The sequence below is a fragment of the Brachyspira pilosicoli genome (genome assembly GCF_036997485.1).
GTDB classification, from domain to species: domain Bacteria; phylum Spirochaetota; class Brachyspiria; order Brachyspirales; family Brachyspiraceae; genus Brachyspira; species Brachyspira pilosicoli_C.
In genome coordinates this window covers 14821-35089 of the sequence record NZ_JAWLPU010000003.1, presented here as the reverse complement: position 1 = coordinate 35089, position 20269 = coordinate 14821, and the positions used below count along the sequence as shown (strand labels likewise).

The window sequence follows — 20269 nt, the reverse complement described above, 5'->3', positions numbered from 1 at the left end:
ATTACCTTATTTATTAATAAAACTATAAAGAGTTATCTTTTTTTCTAAAGCATATATAAACTCATATTCAAACATTTTTATAGTGTCTATTATGCATTTTGCTATATTATATATATATAAACAAGAAGAGCCTTTAATAATCATCTCTACAGTATTCACTAAATTCTTATAATCATTACTATTAGATTTTCCTAATATAATTTTGTTTAAATAATATTCGCATAAATTAAAACCATAATTACAAGGCATACAGTTTGTACAAGAAATACTCTTAGCAAACTGAATAATCTTCATAACAACTCTAAGCATACATCTATTCTCTGCTATAAAACATATCCCCCCATTTCCAATATTTATATCATCATATGATAAACTCTTACTGCTTAAACTCTCTAAAGTAGTAGGTGAGTTTAGAAAACCATTAGTAAATATGCATTTTATATCATTGTTATAAGAAATATATCCGCTCTTTTTTATTATTTCATTAAATGAAGAACCAAATTGAAATTCATATAAATCTACATTTGGTATATCTCCAGAAAAAGAAATTAAACATGTGCCTTTATTATCATCATTTCCATACTTAGAGAAATTTTCTAATCCCATATGAGCAAAATATCCAAATTGTATAACAGTTTCTAAATCTAATACATATTTTTGTCTTTCAAGAAAATAAATACTTATATTTTCTCTATAGTTATTTTCATCATAGATATTTATAGTTATTTCGCTTTCAATTTTGTATAAATCTTCTGCCTCTACTATTGCATTGATTAATATTTCCTTATCATAATAGCTTCTAATTAAAATATCTATGTTTTTTATATTTAAAATTTTGGCAATTAATATAGCAGAATCTAAAATAAGATGAGGATTGTTATTTATAAAGAATTTGTCTTTAAATACCAAATAGTCAAAAGAATAGGCATTTATAATTAAAGATTGATTATAATTATTATTTTTATCAGATAGAATACTATATAAAGATTTTTTATATATATCTCTTGTGAATATGTTAGCAACTTTTAAGTTATTAAGCAAAGCATCATATTCATTTATAGTGGTGTAGAGATAATCACCGAAATTGTCTTTATAATCTTTGATATTTTTTGTAGCATAATCATTATATAGAATAAATTTTTTCATCTTACTTTAACATGTACAGCTTCTATATACTTAATAACGCTGCCAAAAGAAGAATCATTGCATTCTATGCCGTTAATTAAAACAGAAATGGCATTATTACAATTATGCATACATTCCACCTCTTTAAGGAGCATACCGTCATAAGAAGGAATGCCGATTTTCAAATCATAATGGGCTCTAATTGATTCCAAAAGAGCATACGACCCCTTCATAGAACAATGAAGCCCTACACATACTTCTATAACGGTTTTTATCTCGTCCTTTTGCATTTAACAACTCTAAATAAAGAGATGAAAAGTTATTATTTCTTTTTATGCCTATTTTTGCGTAAACGTTTTTTGCGTTTATGCGTAGCCATCTTTTGACGAAGTCTTTTTCTTCCTGAAGGCATATACACTCCCATTTTTATTATAATTTGAATATTTATTATATCATATAAAAAAATTATTTCAACAATAAAACCAACAAAAATATTTTTGACAAATGGGACTTATTTTGATATAATTTTATTTAAATAAAAAAATAATAAAGAGTTTATGCAAAATGAAATCATATAGAAAGGTTTTAGAAATAAATTATCCAAAGAGAAGAGGATATATTAATATCACTAATGAAGTACAAAAGTGCTTAGATGAAAGCGGCATAAAAGAGGGATTGATTTTATGCAATGCTATGAATATTACTGCTAGTGTATTTATTAATGATGATGAGGGTGGGCTTCATAATGATTTTGAAGTTTGGCTTGAGAAATTGGCTCCAGAGAAACCTCATAATCAATATAGGCATAATGGATACGAAGATAATGCTGACGCTCATTTAAAAAGACAGATTATGGGCAGAGAGGTTGTTGTGGCTGTTACTAATGGCAAATTAGATTTTGGTACTTGGGAGCAGGTTTTTTACGGTGAATATGACGGCATGAGAAATAAAAGAGTGCTCATCAAGATTATTGGAGAATAAAAAATGAAATTATTTGTTAGCGATTATGATATGACTTTAGCTATTAATCGTATTGTAGATAATAAAGTAATTAATGCTATAAAAAAATGGAGAGAAAAAGGAAATATATTTGTAATTGCTACAGGCAGAAATAAATTTTCAATATTAGAACAAACTCATAATAACAATATAGAGTTTGATTATATAATAGCTAATAATGGTGCTTTAATTATGGACAAAAATAGCAACATAATCTTAAAAGAAGAGATAGACAAAAATGATGCTATGGAAGTTATTAATTTTTTGTATAATGCTTATGAAGGAAGTGTTGAAATTGCAAATGAAAATGAAATTTTATCTATAATACCTAAAAAGGGAGAGCATAATTTACCTTTTAAAGTAGATAAAAAAATAAAAATAGAAGATGTACAAAATATAAAAAGCATTACCCAAATAAACAAAATAAGCCCAGATGTAAATAAAACAGAAATTATACAAAATGAAATAAATAACAAATTTAATACAGTAATAGCTTATGGTAATATCACAGCTATAGATATAGTAAAAGCAAATATCAGCAAAGCTACAGGAATAAAAAATTTAGAAAATATTCTAAAAGATAAAAATATAGAACAAATATTAGTAGCTGGAGATTCTAACAATGATATAGATATGATAAAAAAATATGACGGCTATGTTCAAATTAATGCGAGAGAACATATAAAAAAATTAACAAATAAATATTTCAATTTAATATCTGATATTATAGAAGTAAATTTATAAATATATAGTTGCAAGAGTTATAGAAATTATTATAATAATATTATGAGAAAAGTTTTATTTATTGCATTATTATTTGTGAGCATATCATGTGCTAATTATTCGCTTAAAATAAAAGACGATAAACTCACAGGCATACAAACCTATACTTATGCAGATGAATATTATGAATACGGAGCTAAATTATATTTTCAAATAAACAATAATAAAGAAATTACTTGGTGGCTATATATAGGAACTAAAGCTATGCCTAATTTTATTTACGCCAACACTGCATATATATTTGATGCTAAAACTTATGATAAAATAACATTTACCCTAACAAATGTTTCAAGAAATATATCTACAACTGCTGCTGTAATTAATGAATATGCATATATACCAAGTCAGGTAAATTGTTTGGAAAATGCTATAATAAAAATTAGTGATACAGAATTAAAAGAGCTTTATAGAATACTTACTAATGCCAAAGAAGTTGGTTTAAGAATATCTGGAAGAGAATATCAAGAGTTTATATTATCATCATCACAAGTTAAAGCAATGATTGACACTATAGAATATTATAATAATGAGTTTAATAATTAAAATTATATTAAATATCTAAATAACTATATTTTGTCATGTAAATTTTTGTTTTTATTCAACTTTTTCCCGCCGCAAAAAGTTTTCGCCCTTCGGGCACGCTTCGCGAAAGTACAAATATTAAAATTTTATATTTAAGAAATAAATATAATGATAACATACGTTTTTGACTATATTCAATAAAAATGCAGCCTTTTTGCTTCTTTGTGGCAACAAAAGAAGTGGGGTGCTACCCTACGGGCACGCTTCGCAGGGGGCAAAGCCCTGCAAATATAAAAACATAAAAATTTTATTGTTCTTTTTCCCGCCGCAAAAAGAACCAAAAAGTGCAAATATAAAAATAATACTAAATCATATTAATTATGTTTTATGTAAGTATATACTTCAACTAAAAAAATATTTTAAGCACATTACAAAACTAAATTATATAAAAGCACCTTCAAGCTTTGTTTGTCCAAGCAAATACTTTTCTATTGTAGCGGCTATAGAAACAAATGATTCTTTCACACCTATATTAATATTTTTATTTAATTTCTTTCCAAAAGCAAGTATCGGTATATACTCTCTCGTGTGGTCGCTTCCTTTGTATGTAGGGTCGCATCCATGGTCTGCTGTTATTATAAGCAAGTCATCATCATTTAAATTATCAATCATCTCTGGTATATATTTATCTAATTCCTCTAAAGCGTTTTTATAGCCTATATAATCTCTTCTGTGTCCGTAAAGCATATCAAAATCAACTAAATTAGTAAATATAAGACCATTATCAACTTCTTTAATAGCCTTAATAGTTTTCTCTATGCCGTCAAGATTGTTTTTATTAGTTAATCTGTTTTCAGTAATTCCAACACCAGCAAATATATCACTAGTTTTGCCTATACCGATAACAGGCAAATTATTATTTTTAAGTCTATCAAGCATAGTTTCACCGCTTGGAGGTACAGAATAATCATGACGCCTTTCCGTTCTCTTATAATTACCCTTAGTTCCAATATAAGGACGAGCTATCACTCTTGCAACAGGTGAATATTTATTGCATATCTCTAAAGATTTTTCACATATTCTATAAAGCTCATCTACAGGTATAATATCCTCATGAGCTGCTATTTGAAGCACAGAATCTGCAGAAGTATATACTATTAAAGAACCGTTTTTTAACTGTTCATCAGCATAATCATCTATAACTTCAGTTCCAGAATAAGGCTTATTGCATACAACAGCCCTTCCGGACATTTTTTCTATTTCTTTTATAGTAATATCAGGAAAACCATTAGGATAAGTATTAAAAGGCTTTGTAGAAACTAAACCAGCTATCTCCCAGTGTCCAGTAGTGGTGTCTTTTGCCTTAGAAGTCTCCATTGCCTTACCGTAATAGCCTTCTGCATTATCTACTTTTGATACACCTTCTATATCTATAATATTTCCAAGACCAATTTTTTCTAAATTAGGCAAACTAATTCCTCCTGACGCCTTAGCCAAATTAGCCAAAGTATTTACTCCCTCATCTCCAAAATCTTTAGCATCTGGCAAAGCACCAACACCGCAGCTATCAACAACTATTAAAACTGCTTTTTTCTTATCCATATTAAAAAAATCTCCTAATTAATAAATATTCTTATACTATATTAAACAGTTTTTAATATAAAAAATAAAATAATATAATGCAAATAATTATCTTAATACGCCAAAATTAATAGGTTTATTAAACTCTACCTCATCAGGATTTGGTATAGGATAGTCAGTTATATCCTTACCTTCACGAAGAAAACCATATAGATTTAAATTATTTTTATTCCAAGTATTTAATCTATTATAATACGCTCTATTATAATCTGAAGTCATTAATATATTATCACCCTTTAGAATAAAACTTACATACATATTTACCTTTTTATTAGGAATCTCTGAAATAGTTCTTACATTACGTACAACTTTTTTTAAAGGTGTAACTTCATAATAGTAGGCATTAGTTTCACTCTCTGCATAATCAAACTTACCAACACCTCGTTTTTTTCCAAATAAACTATATTCTACATCTCCATTATCTAAAAAAGTATATAAATATCCATTTGGAGCAACTACCCTCTTTCCTTTTACCTTTTTTATCCATATATTATTATAATTTCTATTAGCTGTCTTCATATTTGATGCACAAGAGAGTGTAAAAAATAATAATAAAAAAGTACCAAATAATTTTTGCATTCCAATTTTCCTAAAATATTTTCTAATAGTATCGACTAATATTTGAATTATCATTAAAACATTTGCAAATACTTATATTATACATTATAATCTAATTTCAATTAACTAGGAAATAAACAAATGGTAAAAAGATTAACCTTAAATAATGGCATAAAAATAGTTTTAGAATATATGCCAATTTTAGAAACAGTTTCAGTTGGTTTTTTCTTCATTACAGGCAGTGCAAATGAAACTGAAAAAGAAAATGGATATTCACATTTTATAGAACATATGCTATTTAAAGGCACTAATGATATGACTTCTAAAGAGATAGTGAGATATATAGAAGGTGTAGGCGGAGTATTTAATGCCTATACTTCAAGACATTTCACTTCTTTTTATATAAATATAATATCAAAATATTTTGACAGAGCAATAGACACATTATCTAATATAGCGTTAAACTCAGCATTTAGAGAAGAAGATATAAAAAAAGAAAAAAAGGTTATTATAGAAGAATTAAAAATGACATCAGACTCTCCTGAAGAGATAATGACTAATCAATTTTTTGCAAAAGCCTACAAAGGCACCTCCATGCAGTTTCCTATAGGCGGTAATATAAAAAACATAAAAAATATCAGCAGAGATAAAATATTAAACTATTTTAAAAGTCATTTCAATTCAAATAATTTAATAGTATCAATAGCAGGTAATTTTAATGTAAAATCTGCAATAGATAAATTATCTTCTTTAGAACTAAAAGAAAATATATTAAAAGCAGATGAAGAATTACCATTTTTTTATAAATCAGTGTCAAAAGAAAAATCTGACTTAAACCAAGTATATTTTGCCTTAATAACACCATCATATAGTGCATGCGATAAAAGAAAATACACTATGAACATTGTAAATGATATATTCGGCGGAAGTTCATATTCAAGATTATTTCAATCTATAAGAGAAAATAAAGCATTATGCTATAGTATATACAGCAACAATTCTGCATTTCTAAATGGAGGAACATTCGACATATTTGGTTCAACAAGTTTAGACCGCTATGAAAAAACTGTAACAAGCATATATAATGAAATAGAAAGATTGTTAGATGAAAGAATAACTGAAGAAGAACTTGAAGAGGCAAAAGAGAGCTATAAAAGTTCTATGTCTTTTAGTAAGTTTAGTGCAAGTTTTGCTATGAATAAAAATGCAAGAAATGAGCTTTATTTTTCTAAATATTTATCTTATAAAGATTTGTATAATACAATAGATAAAATTAGTATAAATGATATAAATAAAGCAATAGAAGATATATTTCAAGATAAAAAGTTTTTTCTCACAGCAGTAGGTCCAAAAGGAACAAAGAAAATCACAGATAAAGTAAGCAAGAAATTAAAACTTAATTGATTATATTTCAGATGTTTTTTATAGTTTTTTATTCACATATACTAAAATAATTGTATTTTAAATTTTTTCTTGTTCTTTTTCCCGCCTTCGCACCCATACCTAAAGGTACTTCTTACAGTCGCAGGCACTCCATTCGGTCGCCCTGAAGGACTCCTTTTAGTCGCAAAAGAAGTAGGGGTTCGGGGGCTAGTCCCAGAAGTCAATATATTAAAAATAGATTTTTAATATATACCTAAACAATTATATTTTGTCATATAATTTTTTAATCAACTTTTTCCCGCAGCAAAAAGTTGCAAAAAGTGCAAGTATTCAAATTTTATATCCAAAAAAATATATATAATGACACTATATGTTTATGTCTATACTTCATAAAAATGCAGTTCTTTTGCTTCTTTTATACCAATAAAAGAAGTGGGGTGCGGGGCAAAGCCCTGCAAATAACTAAAATATAAAAGAGTTAAAAATTTTTAGTATATAATTAAAAGTAATTAAAAAACTTTATATTAACAAACGTTTTACTCTTCTCTGTCTTTTAAGCCCTCAACCATATCAAGTTTATTGACATAATGCATACTCATCAAAGATACCAAGAATATTACAACAATAAGCAACCCTATTGCTAATAAATAACTGTAATTATAAACATGTGGTACAAATGAAAATAACTTGCTTGAAAACGGTTTCTTAACCAAATAAAGTATACCATATCCAGCCAATATTCCCACAGGTATTGCTATTATCACTTGAGTAACAGTTTCTTTTAATGAAGCAAGCATTATTTCTTTAGTGGTATAGCCCATAACCTTAAGAAGCGTAAACTCATATCTTCTTGTAGCTAAAGTAATAACACCAACACCATAAAGCGATGTAGCACCAAGTAAGAATGCTATAAATATAAGTATTTGTACAAGTAAATATATTGTAGCTATTTGGTTTTTATATGCCTGATATTCATCATTTCTAAAGCTGTAGTATGATACATCTTTACCATCATCTAATATAGTTTTTAAATCATCTTGACTAACATCAGAAGTTAAAAATAAGGAATTGTAAACATTTGGTATTTCAAAAGTATCTTCTGCAAAATCCTTATCCATATAAATATAAAACATGCCCTGCTGTTCTACAAGCTTACTAACTTTAACTCTTCTTGATATACTGTTTCCAGTAGTATATAATTCTATACCTATATAATCATTTTCTTTTACTTTTAATTTTTCTGCCAAATATTTTGGAATCATTACAGAATCCTCTCTATTTTCATTATAAGGTATTTTGAGAGAAGAAAATCCGTCTTTATATATTAAAGTCGGCAAATAAATGCTTTCACTATCATCATTAAAAGCAGGATAAAGCCTTGATTGATAAATAGCAGCCTTATCATAATATTTTATGCTGTCATTAGTAAGTATATCAGTGTTATCTTCCCATTTTGTCGGCGTAATACTAACAGAGGCATCATATAAAGCAAATTTCTCATAAAGAGTGTATAAGAAATAATCAAAAGAGTTATTAAACCCCTGAGCAAATATAGTCATACTAATTGCTGCAAACATTCCCCAAAGCGATGCCAAATATCTTGTTTTACTTCTTGAAGCATTTTTTATAGCATATCTGCTGTTAAATGAAAGCTTATTCCATATACTAAATTTCTCTATTAATGTTTTACCAGAACTTTTTGGAGGCTCCCCACGCATTGACTGGGCAGGATTTAACTTTAATATAGAAATAGCTGCAAGCAAATTAGAAAATATGCATACAAACAATATTATTAAAGTTGATATTATCCATAAATCCCAATATATATGATAATTATAATTAGGCATATCAAATATAGCCCCAAGCGACTTAAATATCGGCGGCAAAAGAAGCCTGCTTGCAATAAAAGCTAACAATATTCCAAAAAATGATACCAAAAAAGAATACTTTATATACATAAACATAATAGAAAAATCTGTAAGACCAATAGCTTTCATTATACCAATTTGTTTTCTCTCAACAGCAACATTTCTTCTTTGTATAATGTATAAAAGAAGTATAGCCATAAGTAAAAGTATAGAAGGCGAAATATATGAAAAAGAATCTATTTGAAGCAATGTTTGTTCATAGTTTATATAATTTACAGATTGTCCTCTGTCTGTGAAAAAGAATATTTTTTGTTTTAGTTTTATTCTTATAAGCTGTTCTATATTATCTCTATTTACATTCTCTTTATATTTTATATATATAGAATTGTAAGGCACATAATTAAAGTTATCATCATTCATTTCTATAACAGCAAAATCTTTAGCCTCAGAAGCTGTAGAAGCCCCATCTTTAAATAAAAACACATAATTAGGATATGATACTAAAGCGGCTATTGTAAAAGAATTAGTTTTATCATTATAAATAACCTCAACCTCATCTCCCAAAGATAATGAATTAGCATCTGCAAAATTTTTATTAATAGCTATCTCATTAGTTTCTAAAGTATCTTTGCCATCATATATGTAAGGTTTATTTATTCTGTTTTCATTATCTTTTGAAGCATATATAATAGCATCAATATCATCTATTTTGCCTTGAAATCTATGTTTAGCTTCTACTATATCAATACCCTTAATATCTTCAATAGCCTTTATATCATCTTCGCTAAACATACCAAATAATACTAAATCATCTAAATTATTCTTGTCGAAATACTCTTCAGCAGTGAGTTTAAAATCTCTATACACAGTTTTTACCGCTACAAAAAAAAGCACCGCTAAAGTTACTATAAAAATAGCAGATATGAATATCGCAAGCTGTTTACTAATTTTTCTAAATAAAAGTTTTGTTTTTATATTAAACATTATTTTTCCATTAATAAAGTTATTTTATTACCATTCTATATCTTCAGGATTTAACGGATTTTCCACATCATATTTTTCTATCACCTCTCCGCTTAAAACCTTAACAACAGTATCAGCCATTTTAGCAATCTCTTTACTATGAGTAATTAATACGATACTAGTGCCAAAATCCTTATTCAAGTTTCTTAATATCCTAAGAGCCATGATTCCCGTCTTATTATCCAAAGCCCCCGTAGGCTCATCGCATAATACAACTTTTGGCTTTTTAGCTATAGCACGAGCAATACTAACCCTCTGCTGTTCTCCTCCGGATAGCTCTGTAGGATAATGCTTCATTCTATGCTCAAGTCCCAAAAGTTTTAAAGCATTCTCAGCATTATCTCTTGTAAGGCCAGTTATTTCTGTAGAAAACTCAACATTCTCTAAAGCAGTTAAATTTGGAAGAAGGTTATAGCTTTGAAATACAAATCCAATATTTTCTCTTCTAAACTTAGCTAATTTTTTATTACTATAATGAGTAATATCTTCTCCCAAAAATAGTACCCTTCCTCCTGTAGGTTTATCTAATGCTCCGAGTATATTTAAAAGAGTACTTTTACCAGACCCGCTGGGGCCAAGTATAGCAGTAAGTTTACCTTCTTCTATAGTAAGATTAACAGATTTTAATGCCTCAGTAGCACCTCCACCATGACCATATATCTTACTAATATCATTTATTTCATAAAGATAGCTCATTAATTTAATCCTATTTTTTTATTTATATTATATTAAATTAGATTTTAAGTTTTTATTTTTCCATTCCTCAACAGCAATACTTACAATTTCTTTAGCACATTCCCTCTTGCTTAATACAGGGAAATTTCTCACCCTTCCATCTTTGAAAAAAATACTTATTTTATTAGTATCTTTCCCAATAGCATCTTTTATATTATTAGCTACTATCATATCAGCACCTTTCTTATTCATTTTCTCTACAGCATAATTTTTAAGCTCTTCATCATTAAGCGCTGTCTCCGCAGCAAATGAAACTATAAGCGTATTTTTAGATTTTTTATCTCTTGTACTAACCAATATATCATCATTTTGTTTTAATTCTATAGCATTAATATTTTGTTTTTTTAATTTTTTATCATGTACAATAGCAGGTCTAAAATCTAAAGGAGCAGCAGCCATAAGTAAAATGTCAGTATTTTCAAGTTCAGATAACACATTATTTTTTAAATCTTCTGTAGTATCTATTTTTATTTTTTTGTCGCTTGGATATACACGAAGCTCTTCATTAACATCGCCCTCTATATATGTAGTAACTCCGCCTCCAAGGTGTATTTCATTATATATAGCCTCACCCATCTTGCCGCTGGAATTATTTGTAATATATCTTATAGGGTCTATCCACTCTTTTGTAGCACCAGAAGTTACAGTAAATCTTATATTATCATATTTCAAACTAAAATGACTGAAGTTATTAACAACTTTGTCTGCTATCTCTTCCAAATCTGCAAGTCTTCCTATACCTGTATCATTACAAGCCATATTTCCAGTAGCTGGGCCTATCATGGTGTATTCAAGTTCTTCAACTAAATAATGAACATTTTTCTGAACTGCTTTATTAAACCACATATTAGGATTCATAGCAGGAGCAAACATCTTTTTTCCTGTATAAGCACAGGCTATAGTAGTAATAGTATTATCACATATTCCATTTGCTATTTTAGATATAGTATTAGCGTCTGCTGGGGCTAATAAAAATACATCAGTTTTTCTGCTAATGTTTATATGTGTAAGAGGGTCTTCTTCTTCCCACATATCTCTTATAACAGGATTGCCGCTCATCGTTTCTAATGCTTTTACACCTACCATATATTCTGCATTTTTTGTAACAGCACATATTACTTCATGCCCTTGTTTTTTCAAAATACTAACGAGAAAAGGCATTTTATATGCTGATATAGAACTTGTTATAGCTAATAAAATTTTCATAAATAATTTTTCTCTTATAAACGTTATTTTTTTATAATTATATATTAATATAAATAAAAAAAACAGTCTATATTAAATTTTTTAAAAGTAATAAGTACTATCTTTAGGTTCTAAAAAAAACCACATTTTTAATTAATATAATAAACATCTATTTTAGTCAATAGCTATAATATATACCTAAAAATAATATACAATTTTTTTTCAAAAAACGTATATAAAAACTTCTATATTATCATTTATATACAACTTTAAATTATATATTAATACATAGCATTATACAAAAAACTAATATATTTAAATACAGATATATGCCATAAAATATTTATTATATTGCAAAAAACAAAATAAATATTAAAATATAATTTATTAAAAAACACAACCTATAAGGAGAGCAATGTATGTCAAAAAAAGTTTTAGTGCCATTAGCTGAAGGTTTTGAAGAAATAGAAGCTGTAACTATTACAGATGTATTAAGAAGAGCAAATATAGAAGTAACAACTGCTTCTTTAACTGATAATTTAGAGGTAAAAGGCTCACATGGTATAATATTAAAAGCTGATACCACATTAGATAAAATTATAAATGAAGATTTCGATGCTATAGCACTTGCTGGCGGCATGGGCGGAATGAATAATTTAAAAAATGATAAGAGAATTATAGCTAAACTTCAGAAAATGTATGAAGCTAAAAAATTAGTATCTGCAATATGTGCTTCACCTATAGTATTAGGGGCTGCTTCAGTTATTAAAGGACAATATACTTGCTATCCAAGCTGTGAAAGCATGGTCAATGGCGGAGAGTATGTTGAAAAAGATTTAGTTGTAATTAATGATAATGTTATTACTTCTAAAGGTCCTGCTACTACAGTATTTTTTGCTTTAGAGTTAGTAAAATATTTAATAGGAAATAATGAAGAAGTTGCTAATGCTATGCTTGTTCCATTAATTAAATAATTATATTGATTTATTTATATTTATGAATATATTATAATATATATTATATTTTTTATGAGGGCATATAAATTGAAAGTTATAATACCAGCTGCAGGTGAAGGCACTAGATTAAGACCGCACACAATAACAAAACCCAAACCTATACTTCCTATAGCAGGTTCTACAATTATAGATTTTATTATGAAAGAGGTATTAGAGTTAGAAAATCTTGAAGAGGTAATATTTATAGTAGGATATTTAAAAGATAAAATGATAGACTACTTAACTTCAAAATATAAAGATATAAAACTTACTTTTGTAGAGCAAAAAGAGTATAAAGGGTTAGCTCATGCTGTTTCGCTTACTAGAAAACATATAAAAGATGATGATAAACTTTTTATTATACTCGGAGATACAATATTTAAGCTTAATTTATCTGAAATAGTAGCCAAAAATGAAAATTCATTAGGGGTATGTGAGGTGGATAATCCAAGCAGATTTGGGGTTGCATTACTTGACAGCAATGGGGTCATCACAAAGCTTGTGGAAAAGCCTAAAGAGCCTATAAGTAATTTGGCTTTAACTGGAATGTATAATATTGTAAACTCTAAAGAATTATTTGATGCTATAGATTATATAATTAAAAATGATATAAAAACCAAAAATGAGTATCAATTAACAGATGCCTTAGAATATATGATACAAAATGGAAGTGTATTTAAAACATTCAAACTTGACGGTTGGTATGATTGCGGTGAAAAAAATACTATGATAGAAACAAATAAAACTATAATCACTCATAGCATACTTAGTAAATGGGTAAAAGATACTGCTATAATACCTCCTGTCTTTATAGAAGAAGATGTGAGAATTAATAGATCTGTTATAGGTCCTTATGTGCATATAGGAAAGAATTCTAATATAGAAAACTCAATACTAAAAAACTGTATAATGTTTGAGGAAGTAAATATATCAAATGCTTTAATGGAAAATTGCATAATTTCAGAAAATGTACGTTATAAAGGTAAAACTAATTCGATGGATATGGGAGCTTCTATAAATATAGAACAAAATTAAATAATTATAGCGCCCATTACAAAAAATTGTATTGCTAATATTATTATGCTTATAATTGTATTCATTACAAAAAGTGAGATTGGGTAATCGCACATGAGTATTACAAATTTAAACTTCTCAAAAATAGATATAAATAAATATACTAAAAAAACTATAATTATTTCTATATATTCATTTAATGATAAAAAATAGTGAAATAACATTGCCAATAATGCTAAAAATAAGCTTTGAGATATAGAGAAAATTTCAGAATAATAAATCATTTTTAATCTATTATCCCAATTTCTTACACCGGGTAAAATTTCTCTTATATAATAATATTTTTTTAAATACGGAATCTCAGATATAAATCTCATAAATAAAAACTTAATCAAATAAGCAGCAAAAAAAAGCTCTAAATATTCTATAATTAATTCTTCCATAATAAACTAATGCTCAAAAAATATTATTGTTAAAAATTAAACAAATACCACTCATCACAATTTTTACAAAAGTCTAATCCTGTTAAAATGTTCTCTTTATAATAACTTTCTAATTCTTTCCAAATATTCTCTAAAGTATCTTTATATATTGAAGATATACATTTTTCTTTATTTATGTCAAATCTGCAAATATAAACATCTCCATAAGCATCTATGAATAAGTCTCTAGCCAAATGCCAACAACCTACATTTATTAGAGGAGTCATATCTCCGATTTTTTTATTTTCTACAAGTCCTCTATAAGTATAATATTTTTGCATTATAATCTCTATTTTATACTTATCAAAATATTTATAATATGAAGCTAAATAATCAAAATTATCCTTTTGTTTTGTAATCTGAAGATATGTATTTTTTGGCTCCCTTATAAAATAATAATCTATATTAGAAAGTATAGTCTTCAAACAATCTTCTTTATAAATTGTATTAAATACATTTTGCTCTATTGTGTCTAAATGAATTATTACATGTAAATTATTATTTTTCTCTTGAAGAAACAGAAGTTTTTTAGCTTTCTCTTCATCTAATAAAATAGCGTTTGTCTCTAAATATACATTTACATTTTTATTTGAAATAGCATATTCTAATATATCAAAAACATCTTTATTTAAAAGAGGTTCATAATAGCTTCCTATTGATAAATGAAAATCATCACAGAAATCTGATAATTTATTATAAATTGTTTTAAACTCTTCTATAGTTAAATTTTTCTCTTCTTTGTTTATTTCATTTGTAAAAGCATTAGATGATAATAGATTTTTATTTATTAAGTTTTGTCTATTATTAATATCTATTTCAATATATGAAGGCAAAGTTCTTCTTAATGAAGCATATTCCCTTATAGCCTTAGTAATTTTATCATAATTTTCATATTTTATTAGTTTTGATATAATTAAAGCATTTCTTTTACTATTTGCAAATAATGATACCCTATAATACCTCATATCATATTCAGACACTAATATTTCTATTTCAAAAAAGTTAGGGTCAATAAATACAATATCTTTTATAGCATTTTCTGTTATATTAATATTTTTTGTTTTTATGCAATTAAATAATTTTTCAAAAGCATTTCTTCTTATTATAAAAGGTATTATTCCTTCTGGATAATTTTCTCCATAAGTAAAATATGAAATGTTTTCTTTATGTATTTTAGTGAGCTTTACAGTTTCATCTATATTAAACATAGGCATATTATTTGGAATATATATAATATTGTCATAATTTTCTGTTTCTTTATATATATTGCTCAAATAATCTTCTGCTCCCTTTGCAATATAATTTATATTCTTTACATCACAATTAAGCTCTTGTTTTAAGAGTTCTATTTTTTTGCCGAAATCTTCTAAAAATATTTTTGAATATTCATTTTCAAATGATTCATCAACAATTATAATGAATTCCATTAAAAACACCTCATATATAATCTAAAATAGTTTTTGGGCTTCTTATAACCAAATTGCATAAAGCACAAACATAAAAGTCATCATGTTCAATATTTTCTATATTATCATACATATCATTAAAATCATAAACATCCATTTTCTCAAAAGTATTATTATTAATATCTATTATTTTTAAAATATTAGTAGAGGCACAATATGGACACCTATATACAAAATCTTCATTAATATTTTTTATGTTTATTTTTTTGTATTTATTTTTAGCATATATTTTAAATCTATTATTAATATATCTATGCGGAAATATTTTTATATAATCATCTAATGATATTTTTTTTAATGGATAAGCTTCTATAGAATTAAATTCTTTTTTTGCTGTGCTAAATAGATTATTTAAAGTTATATTATGCAAATTAAGCACATCTATAAATTTATCATTAGTAAGTTCATAATTATTTAGTGTAGCATATTCAGGATAGTCACTTATTATAATTTTTGATTCATATTTATTTTCTTTAAATAAACCAAACTCTCCAAAACAATATTTATTATCTTTAGAGTAAGCAAATAGCCCTGCAAAAGAAATTTCATTATGCCTATATGAATAATCGCAATACAAAACATCACTAAAGCTTTTTATATAATTGATAGCAGTATCATCATCTTTTATATTATGTAATATCTTTTCATCGCCAAATATATTTTCTATATATTTCATAAGCTCTCTATTAGTCTGAATAAGAAGCTAATAATTCCTCCTGTTCCTTTTTAAACAAAGCATCTGTAATTTCTGTTATTTCTCCGTCCATGAATCTATCTAATTTGTATAATGTAACATTAATTCTATGATCTGTAACTCTATTTTGCGGGAAATTATAGGTTCTTATTCTTTCGCTTCTGTCTCCAGAACCTATTTTATCTCTTCTTTCTTTAGCTTCTTTTGCTTTTCTTTCTGCCTCTTCTTTTTCATATATTCTTGCTCTTAATACTTTTAATGCCTTGGCTTTATTTTTGTGCTGGCTTTTTTCATCTTGACACTGCACCACTAAACCAGTAGGTAAATGAGTAATTCTTACGGCACTGTCTGTAGTATTAACTGACTGCCCTCCAGGACCGCTTGAACGAAATATATCTACTCTTATATCTTCATCTTTTATTATTACATCGCTTTCTTCTGCTTCAGGCATAATTGCTACAGTTGAAGCTGACGTATGTATTCTTCCGCCGGATTCTGTAGCTGGTATTCTCTGAACTCTGTGTGTACCGCTTTCAAATTTTAAAGTTCTATAAGCATCTTTTCCAGAAACAGAAAATATTACTTCTTTATATCCTCCAAGCTCAGTAGGACTTGTATCTATTATCTCCATTCTAAAATTTGCTCTCTCTATAAAACGGCTGTACATTCTAAACAAGTCCCCCACAAATAAAGCCGATTCATCTCCTCCAGTTCCTACTCTTATTTCTACTATTATATTTTTGCCGTCATTTTTATCTTTTGGAAGAAGTAAAAGCCTCAAATCATTAATAATATTTTCTTTTTTTTGATTTAATTCTTCTATTTCAAGCAGTGCCATATTTTTTAATTCTTTATCAGTATCAGAATGATTAAGCATTTCATTGGCATCTTCTATCTCTTTTAATACAGCTTTTAATTTTTTATATTCATTTACTATATCTTCTATTTCTGACTTTTTTTTCATTAAATCTTGTATTACTCTATTGTCTTTTATATTCGCATCATTTAATTTATCTACTATATCATTATATGTGTTTTCTACAGATGAAAGTTTATCTATTATTGACATAAAAACTATTATTCTCCTAAATATTGTTTTTTATTATATATGAATAGAGATATTTATCAACTACCATGTTTTTAATTAAATTTGTTGGTATTTACATAAACTTTTCTTTTCAAATAAAAAATTATTTTTATAAGTAATACTATAAAATAATATGTTCTTTATAAATTTATAGCATATAAAATTTTTGCAAGATAAATAATTAAACATTGAAGAAAATTAACTATACAACTTTATAATTAAATATAAATTTAATACTATATATATTTCAAAACTTAAGAAATATTTAAATAATAAATGTTTTTGTTGGTATTATTATAAATAACTACATATTATATTCTTCTCTAGCCATTTTTTCTAAAGTAGATTTTACTTCATTAATAAAAACCTTATCCTCAACTACAATATGATTAAACAACCAATCTCTTAAAAATACAATAAGTCCTTTTATATCTATTTGTTTACCATTCTTATAATTATTCACCTCTTCTAAAACTTTATTAGTAAAATTTCTGTGTTTAACTACATGGCTCTTGAATCCGCTATAATCTATAGCCTTCATTATAGCCTCTTCTGTAGAAAAGTGATAAGCAACATAATCAACCATATCCTTAATAATATTATTCAACTCTTCTGATACATCTTCCCTTGTTATATCTTTATTTATAACTAATAAATTTAACTTATTTAATATATTAACCAATTCCTTATGCTGATCATCAACTCTTTTGTATCCAGTATTAAACCTATTTTCCCATTTAATCTCTTGAATATTATTTTCCATAAACAATCCTTTTATATCAATATATGTTTTAAATATACTAAAAATTTTCAACTTTGTCAAAATTTAAATTTTTTCTGCACTATTAAAATGAAAAAATATTATACAACAATATTAATAATGCTTATTTTTTATTCGGATATTTTTTATATTAATTGCATTTTTTACTATATTAAAACATATCGCCATTAAAAAACATATAAAAAAATAATTAATAATAAATTGTTTATAAAAACTAAAAAATCTTAATTTAATACTATAAAATTTTTATCTGCTATACAGGATATTTTTTAATGATAAAATCAACTCTATATTAAATATAAAAACAGGGAACAACTCAAATATAGTTATTCCCTGTTTTTTTATAAATTTAAAACAATATTTTTTATAATGTATTAAATAATATATTATTTTATAACGTTATAAAAAGCTTTTTTACCTAAGTAAACTGCTCTGTCGCCTAATTCTTCTTCTATTCTTAATAATTGATTGTATTTAGCAATCCTATCACTTCTTGAAGCAGAACCAGTTTTAATTTGACCAGCATTAGTAGCTACAACTATATCAGCAATAGTAGCATCTTCAGTTTCACCAGATCTGTGAGAAACTACAGCAGTATAGTTATGAGTTTTAGCAAGTTCAATAGAATCTAAAGTTTCAGTTAAAGAACCGATTTGGTTAACTTTAATAAGAATAGAGTTAGCAACACCTTTATCTAATCCCATTTGAAGTCTTTTTACATTAGTAACAAACAAGTCATCACCAACCAATTGAACTTTTTTACCTAATTTCTGAGTAAGTAAAGCCCAACCTTCCCAGTCATCTTCAGCAACACCATCTTCTATAGAGATAATAGGATATTTGCTGCATAAATCAGCATAGAAATCAACCATTTCAGCAGGAGTTAATTCTCTATTATCAGATTTATGGAATACATATTTTTTCTTATCTTTGTTATAGAATTCGCTTGAAGCAGGGTCCATAGCAATCATTATATCATCGCCAGGCTTGTATCCAGCTTTTTCTATAGCTTGCATAATTACTTGAAGAGGCTCTTCATTATCTTTAAGAGTTGGAGCGAATCCGCCTTCATCACCAACAGTAGTGCTTAAGCCTCTGTCATGAAGTATAGCTTTTAAGTTATGGAATACTTCAGCCACATAACGTATACCTTCTTTGAAAGTAGGAGCACCAACTGGCATAACCATATATTCTTGGAAATCGATTGGAGCTGATGAGTGAGCACCACCGTTTAAGATATTAGCCATAGGTACTGGTAAAGTTTTAGCATTAGAACCACCAATGTATCTGTATAATGGCATACCTAATTCATCAGCAGCAGCTTTAGCTACAGCAAGTGATACACCAAGTATAGCATTAGCACCTAATTTACCTTTGTTTTCAGTACCGTCAAGTTCAATCATAGTTCTGTCTATTTCAACTTGATCTAAAGCGTCCATATCTATTAACTCATTACAAATAATTTCATTAACATTTTCTACTGCTTTTTGAACGCCTTTTCCTAAATATCTGCTTTTATCTCCATCTCTTAATTCTACTGCTTCATGTTCACCTGTAGAAGCTCCTGATGGCACTGCTGCTCTACCCATAGCACCGCTATCTAAATAAACATCAACTTCTACTGTAGGGTTTCCTCTTGAATCTAATATCTCTCTAGCTACTATATCATCTATTAAAGACATATTATTAACTCCTTATAAATTATAATTGTATATATAATATAACATAATGTATAAATTTCAAGTTAAAAAATAATAATGAATGTAATAATATAATCATCTAAAAGAATTATATTTAAATATTCTATTTTCAGACATAGCTTTTTATATAGCATTCATTATAAGTCAAGTTACTATATATATTCCAAAAAGCAAAATAAAATCTAATAAATATTCATTTTTTGTATCATAATTAATTTACATATAAAA

Annotated in this window: 19 protein-coding genes; 6 read left to right on the top strand and 13 right to left on the bottom strand. The window is 26.7% G+C overall.

Annotated elements, in window-relative coordinates; genetic code table 11:
- Positions 1 to 6: 6 nt before the first annotated feature.
- Both R4I97_RS08125 and R4I97_RS08120 read right to left on the bottom strand, forming a co-directional pair.
- On the bottom strand, positions 7 to 1146 hold the full coding sequence (locus R4I97_RS08125; RefSeq protein WP_335784566.1) for an NADH-ubiquinone oxidoreductase-F iron-sulfur binding region domain-containing protein: 1140 nt from the start codon (positions 1144 to 1146) through the stop codon (positions 7 to 9).
- Positions 1143 to 1415: an NAD(P)H-dependent oxidoreductase subunit E gene (locus R4I97_RS08120; protein ID WP_014932459.1), complete on the bottom strand. Its 273-nt coding sequence runs from the start codon at positions 1413 to 1415 to the stop codon at positions 1143 to 1145. The genes R4I97_RS08125 and R4I97_RS08120 overlap by 4 nt, the downstream gene beginning before the upstream one ends.
- A 274-nt stretch (positions 1416 to 1689) precedes the next feature.
- On the opposite strand from R4I97_RS08120, the gene R4I97_RS08115 reads away from it, so the two are divergent.
- The 3 genes from R4I97_RS08115 to R4I97_RS08105 are packed head-to-tail and all read left to right on the top strand — an operon-like array spanning position 1690 to position 3450.
- Complete coding sequence (locus R4I97_RS08115; RefSeq protein ID WP_335784565.1) at positions 1690 to 2106, top strand: secondary thiamine-phosphate synthase enzyme YjbQ; 417 nt, start codon at positions 1690 to 1692, stop codon at positions 2104 to 2106.
- 3 nt (positions 2107 to 2109) lie between these two features.
- A complete protein-coding gene (locus R4I97_RS08110) occupies positions 2110 to 2868 on the top strand; it encodes an HAD family hydrolase (protein ID WP_335784564.1) in 759 nt (252 codons plus the stop codon).
- A 42-nt stretch (positions 2869 to 2910) separates the two neighbouring features.
- Positions 2911 to 3450 carry a hypothetical protein gene (locus R4I97_RS08105; RefSeq protein ID WP_335784563.1) on the top strand — a complete coding sequence of 180 codons (540 nt, stop codon included), beginning with the start codon at positions 2911 to 2913 and terminating at the stop codon, positions 3448 to 3450.
- 420 nt (positions 3451 to 3870) lie between these two features.
- On the opposite strand, the gene R4I97_RS08100 is transcribed toward R4I97_RS08105, so the two are convergent.
- The gene (locus R4I97_RS08100; protein WP_335784562.1) at positions 3871 to 5031 is read right to left on the bottom strand and encodes a phosphopentomutase; all 1161 of its coding nucleotides are present in this window, start codon (positions 5029 to 5031) and stop codon (positions 3871 to 3873) included.
- Positions 5032 to 5118: 87 nt separating this feature from the next.
- Entirely contained in the window at positions 5119 to 5649 is a 531-nt protein-coding gene (locus R4I97_RS08095) for a hypothetical protein (RefSeq protein WP_335784561.1), read from the bottom strand.
- 120 nt (positions 5650 to 5769) lie between these two features.
- Between R4I97_RS08095 and R4I97_RS08090 the strand changes: the two genes are divergently transcribed.
- Positions 5770 to 7032 carry a pitrilysin family protein gene (locus R4I97_RS08090; protein ID WP_335784560.1) on the top strand — a complete coding sequence of 421 codons (1263 nt, stop codon included), beginning with the start codon at positions 5770 to 5772 and terminating at the stop codon, positions 7030 to 7032.
- A gap of 515 nt (positions 7033 to 7547) precedes the next feature.
- On the opposite strand, the gene R4I97_RS08085 is transcribed toward R4I97_RS08090, so the two are convergent.
- The 3 genes from R4I97_RS08085 to coaBC are packed head-to-tail and all read right to left on the bottom strand — an operon-like array spanning position 7548 to position 11843.
- Positions 7548 to 9863, bottom strand: a complete 2316-nt coding sequence (locus tag R4I97_RS08085; protein ID WP_335784559.1) for an ABC transporter permease — start codon at positions 9861 to 9863, stop codon at positions 7548 to 7550.
- Positions 9864 to 9890: 27 nt separating this feature from the next.
- Complete coding sequence (locus tag R4I97_RS08080) at positions 9891 to 10598, bottom strand: ABC transporter ATP-binding protein (RefSeq protein ID WP_335784558.1); 708 nt, start codon at positions 10596 to 10598, stop codon at positions 9891 to 9893.
- A 27-nt stretch (positions 10599 to 10625) separates the two neighbouring features.
- Positions 10626 to 11843 (bottom strand): bifunctional phosphopantothenoylcysteine decarboxylase/phosphopantothenate--cysteine ligase CoaBC, encoded by a 1218-nt coding sequence (gene coaBC / locus R4I97_RS08075; protein ID WP_335784557.1) that lies wholly within the window; start codon positions 11841 to 11843, stop codon positions 10626 to 10628.
- A 398-nt stretch (positions 11844 to 12241) separates the two neighbouring features.
- Between coaBC and R4I97_RS08070 the strand changes: the two genes are divergently transcribed.
- Positions 12242 to 12796 (top strand): DJ-1 family glyoxalase III, encoded by a 555-nt coding sequence (locus R4I97_RS08070; protein ID WP_335784556.1) that lies wholly within the window; start codon positions 12242 to 12244, stop codon positions 12794 to 12796.
- A 69-nt stretch (positions 12797 to 12865) separates the two neighbouring features.
- Entirely contained in the window at positions 12866 to 13852 is a 987-nt protein-coding gene (locus tag R4I97_RS08065; RefSeq protein ID WP_335784555.1) for a sugar phosphate nucleotidyltransferase, read from the top strand.
- Here R4I97_RS08065 and R4I97_RS08060 read toward each other — a convergent pair.
- From R4I97_RS08060 to eno, 6 genes are all read right to left on the bottom strand, one after another.
- A complete protein-coding gene (locus R4I97_RS08060) occupies positions 13849 to 14274 on the bottom strand; it encodes a hypothetical protein (protein ID WP_335784554.1) in 426 nt (141 codons plus the stop codon). The two genes, R4I97_RS08065 and R4I97_RS08060, sit on opposite strands and share 4 nt — an antisense overlap.
- A gap of 29 nt (positions 14275 to 14303) precedes the next feature.
- Positions 14304 to 15740 (bottom strand): spiro-SPASM protein, encoded by a 1437-nt coding sequence (locus R4I97_RS08055; RefSeq protein ID WP_335784553.1) that lies wholly within the window; start codon positions 15738 to 15740, stop codon positions 14304 to 14306.
- Positions 15741 to 15750: 10 nt separating this feature from the next.
- Positions 15751 to 16455, bottom strand: a complete 705-nt coding sequence (locus R4I97_RS08050; RefSeq protein WP_335784552.1) for a hypothetical protein — start codon at positions 16453 to 16455, stop codon at positions 15751 to 15753.
- Between the two features lie 10 nt (positions 16456 to 16465).
- Positions 16466 to 17536 carry a peptide chain release factor 1 gene (gene prfA, locus R4I97_RS08045; RefSeq protein WP_420535693.1) on the bottom strand — a complete coding sequence of 357 codons (1071 nt, stop codon included), beginning with the start codon at positions 17534 to 17536 and terminating at the stop codon, positions 16466 to 16468.
- A gap of 328 nt (positions 17537 to 17864) precedes the next feature.
- Positions 17865 to 18323 carry a bacteriohemerythrin gene (locus R4I97_RS08040; RefSeq protein WP_335784550.1) on the bottom strand — a complete coding sequence of 153 codons (459 nt, stop codon included), beginning with the start codon at positions 18321 to 18323 and terminating at the stop codon, positions 17865 to 17867.
- A 404-nt stretch (positions 18324 to 18727) separates the two neighbouring features.
- A complete protein-coding gene (gene eno, locus R4I97_RS08035) occupies positions 18728 to 20023 on the bottom strand; it encodes a phosphopyruvate hydratase (protein ID WP_295296861.1) in 1296 nt (431 codons plus the stop codon).
- Positions 20024 to 20269 lie beyond the last annotated feature (246 nt).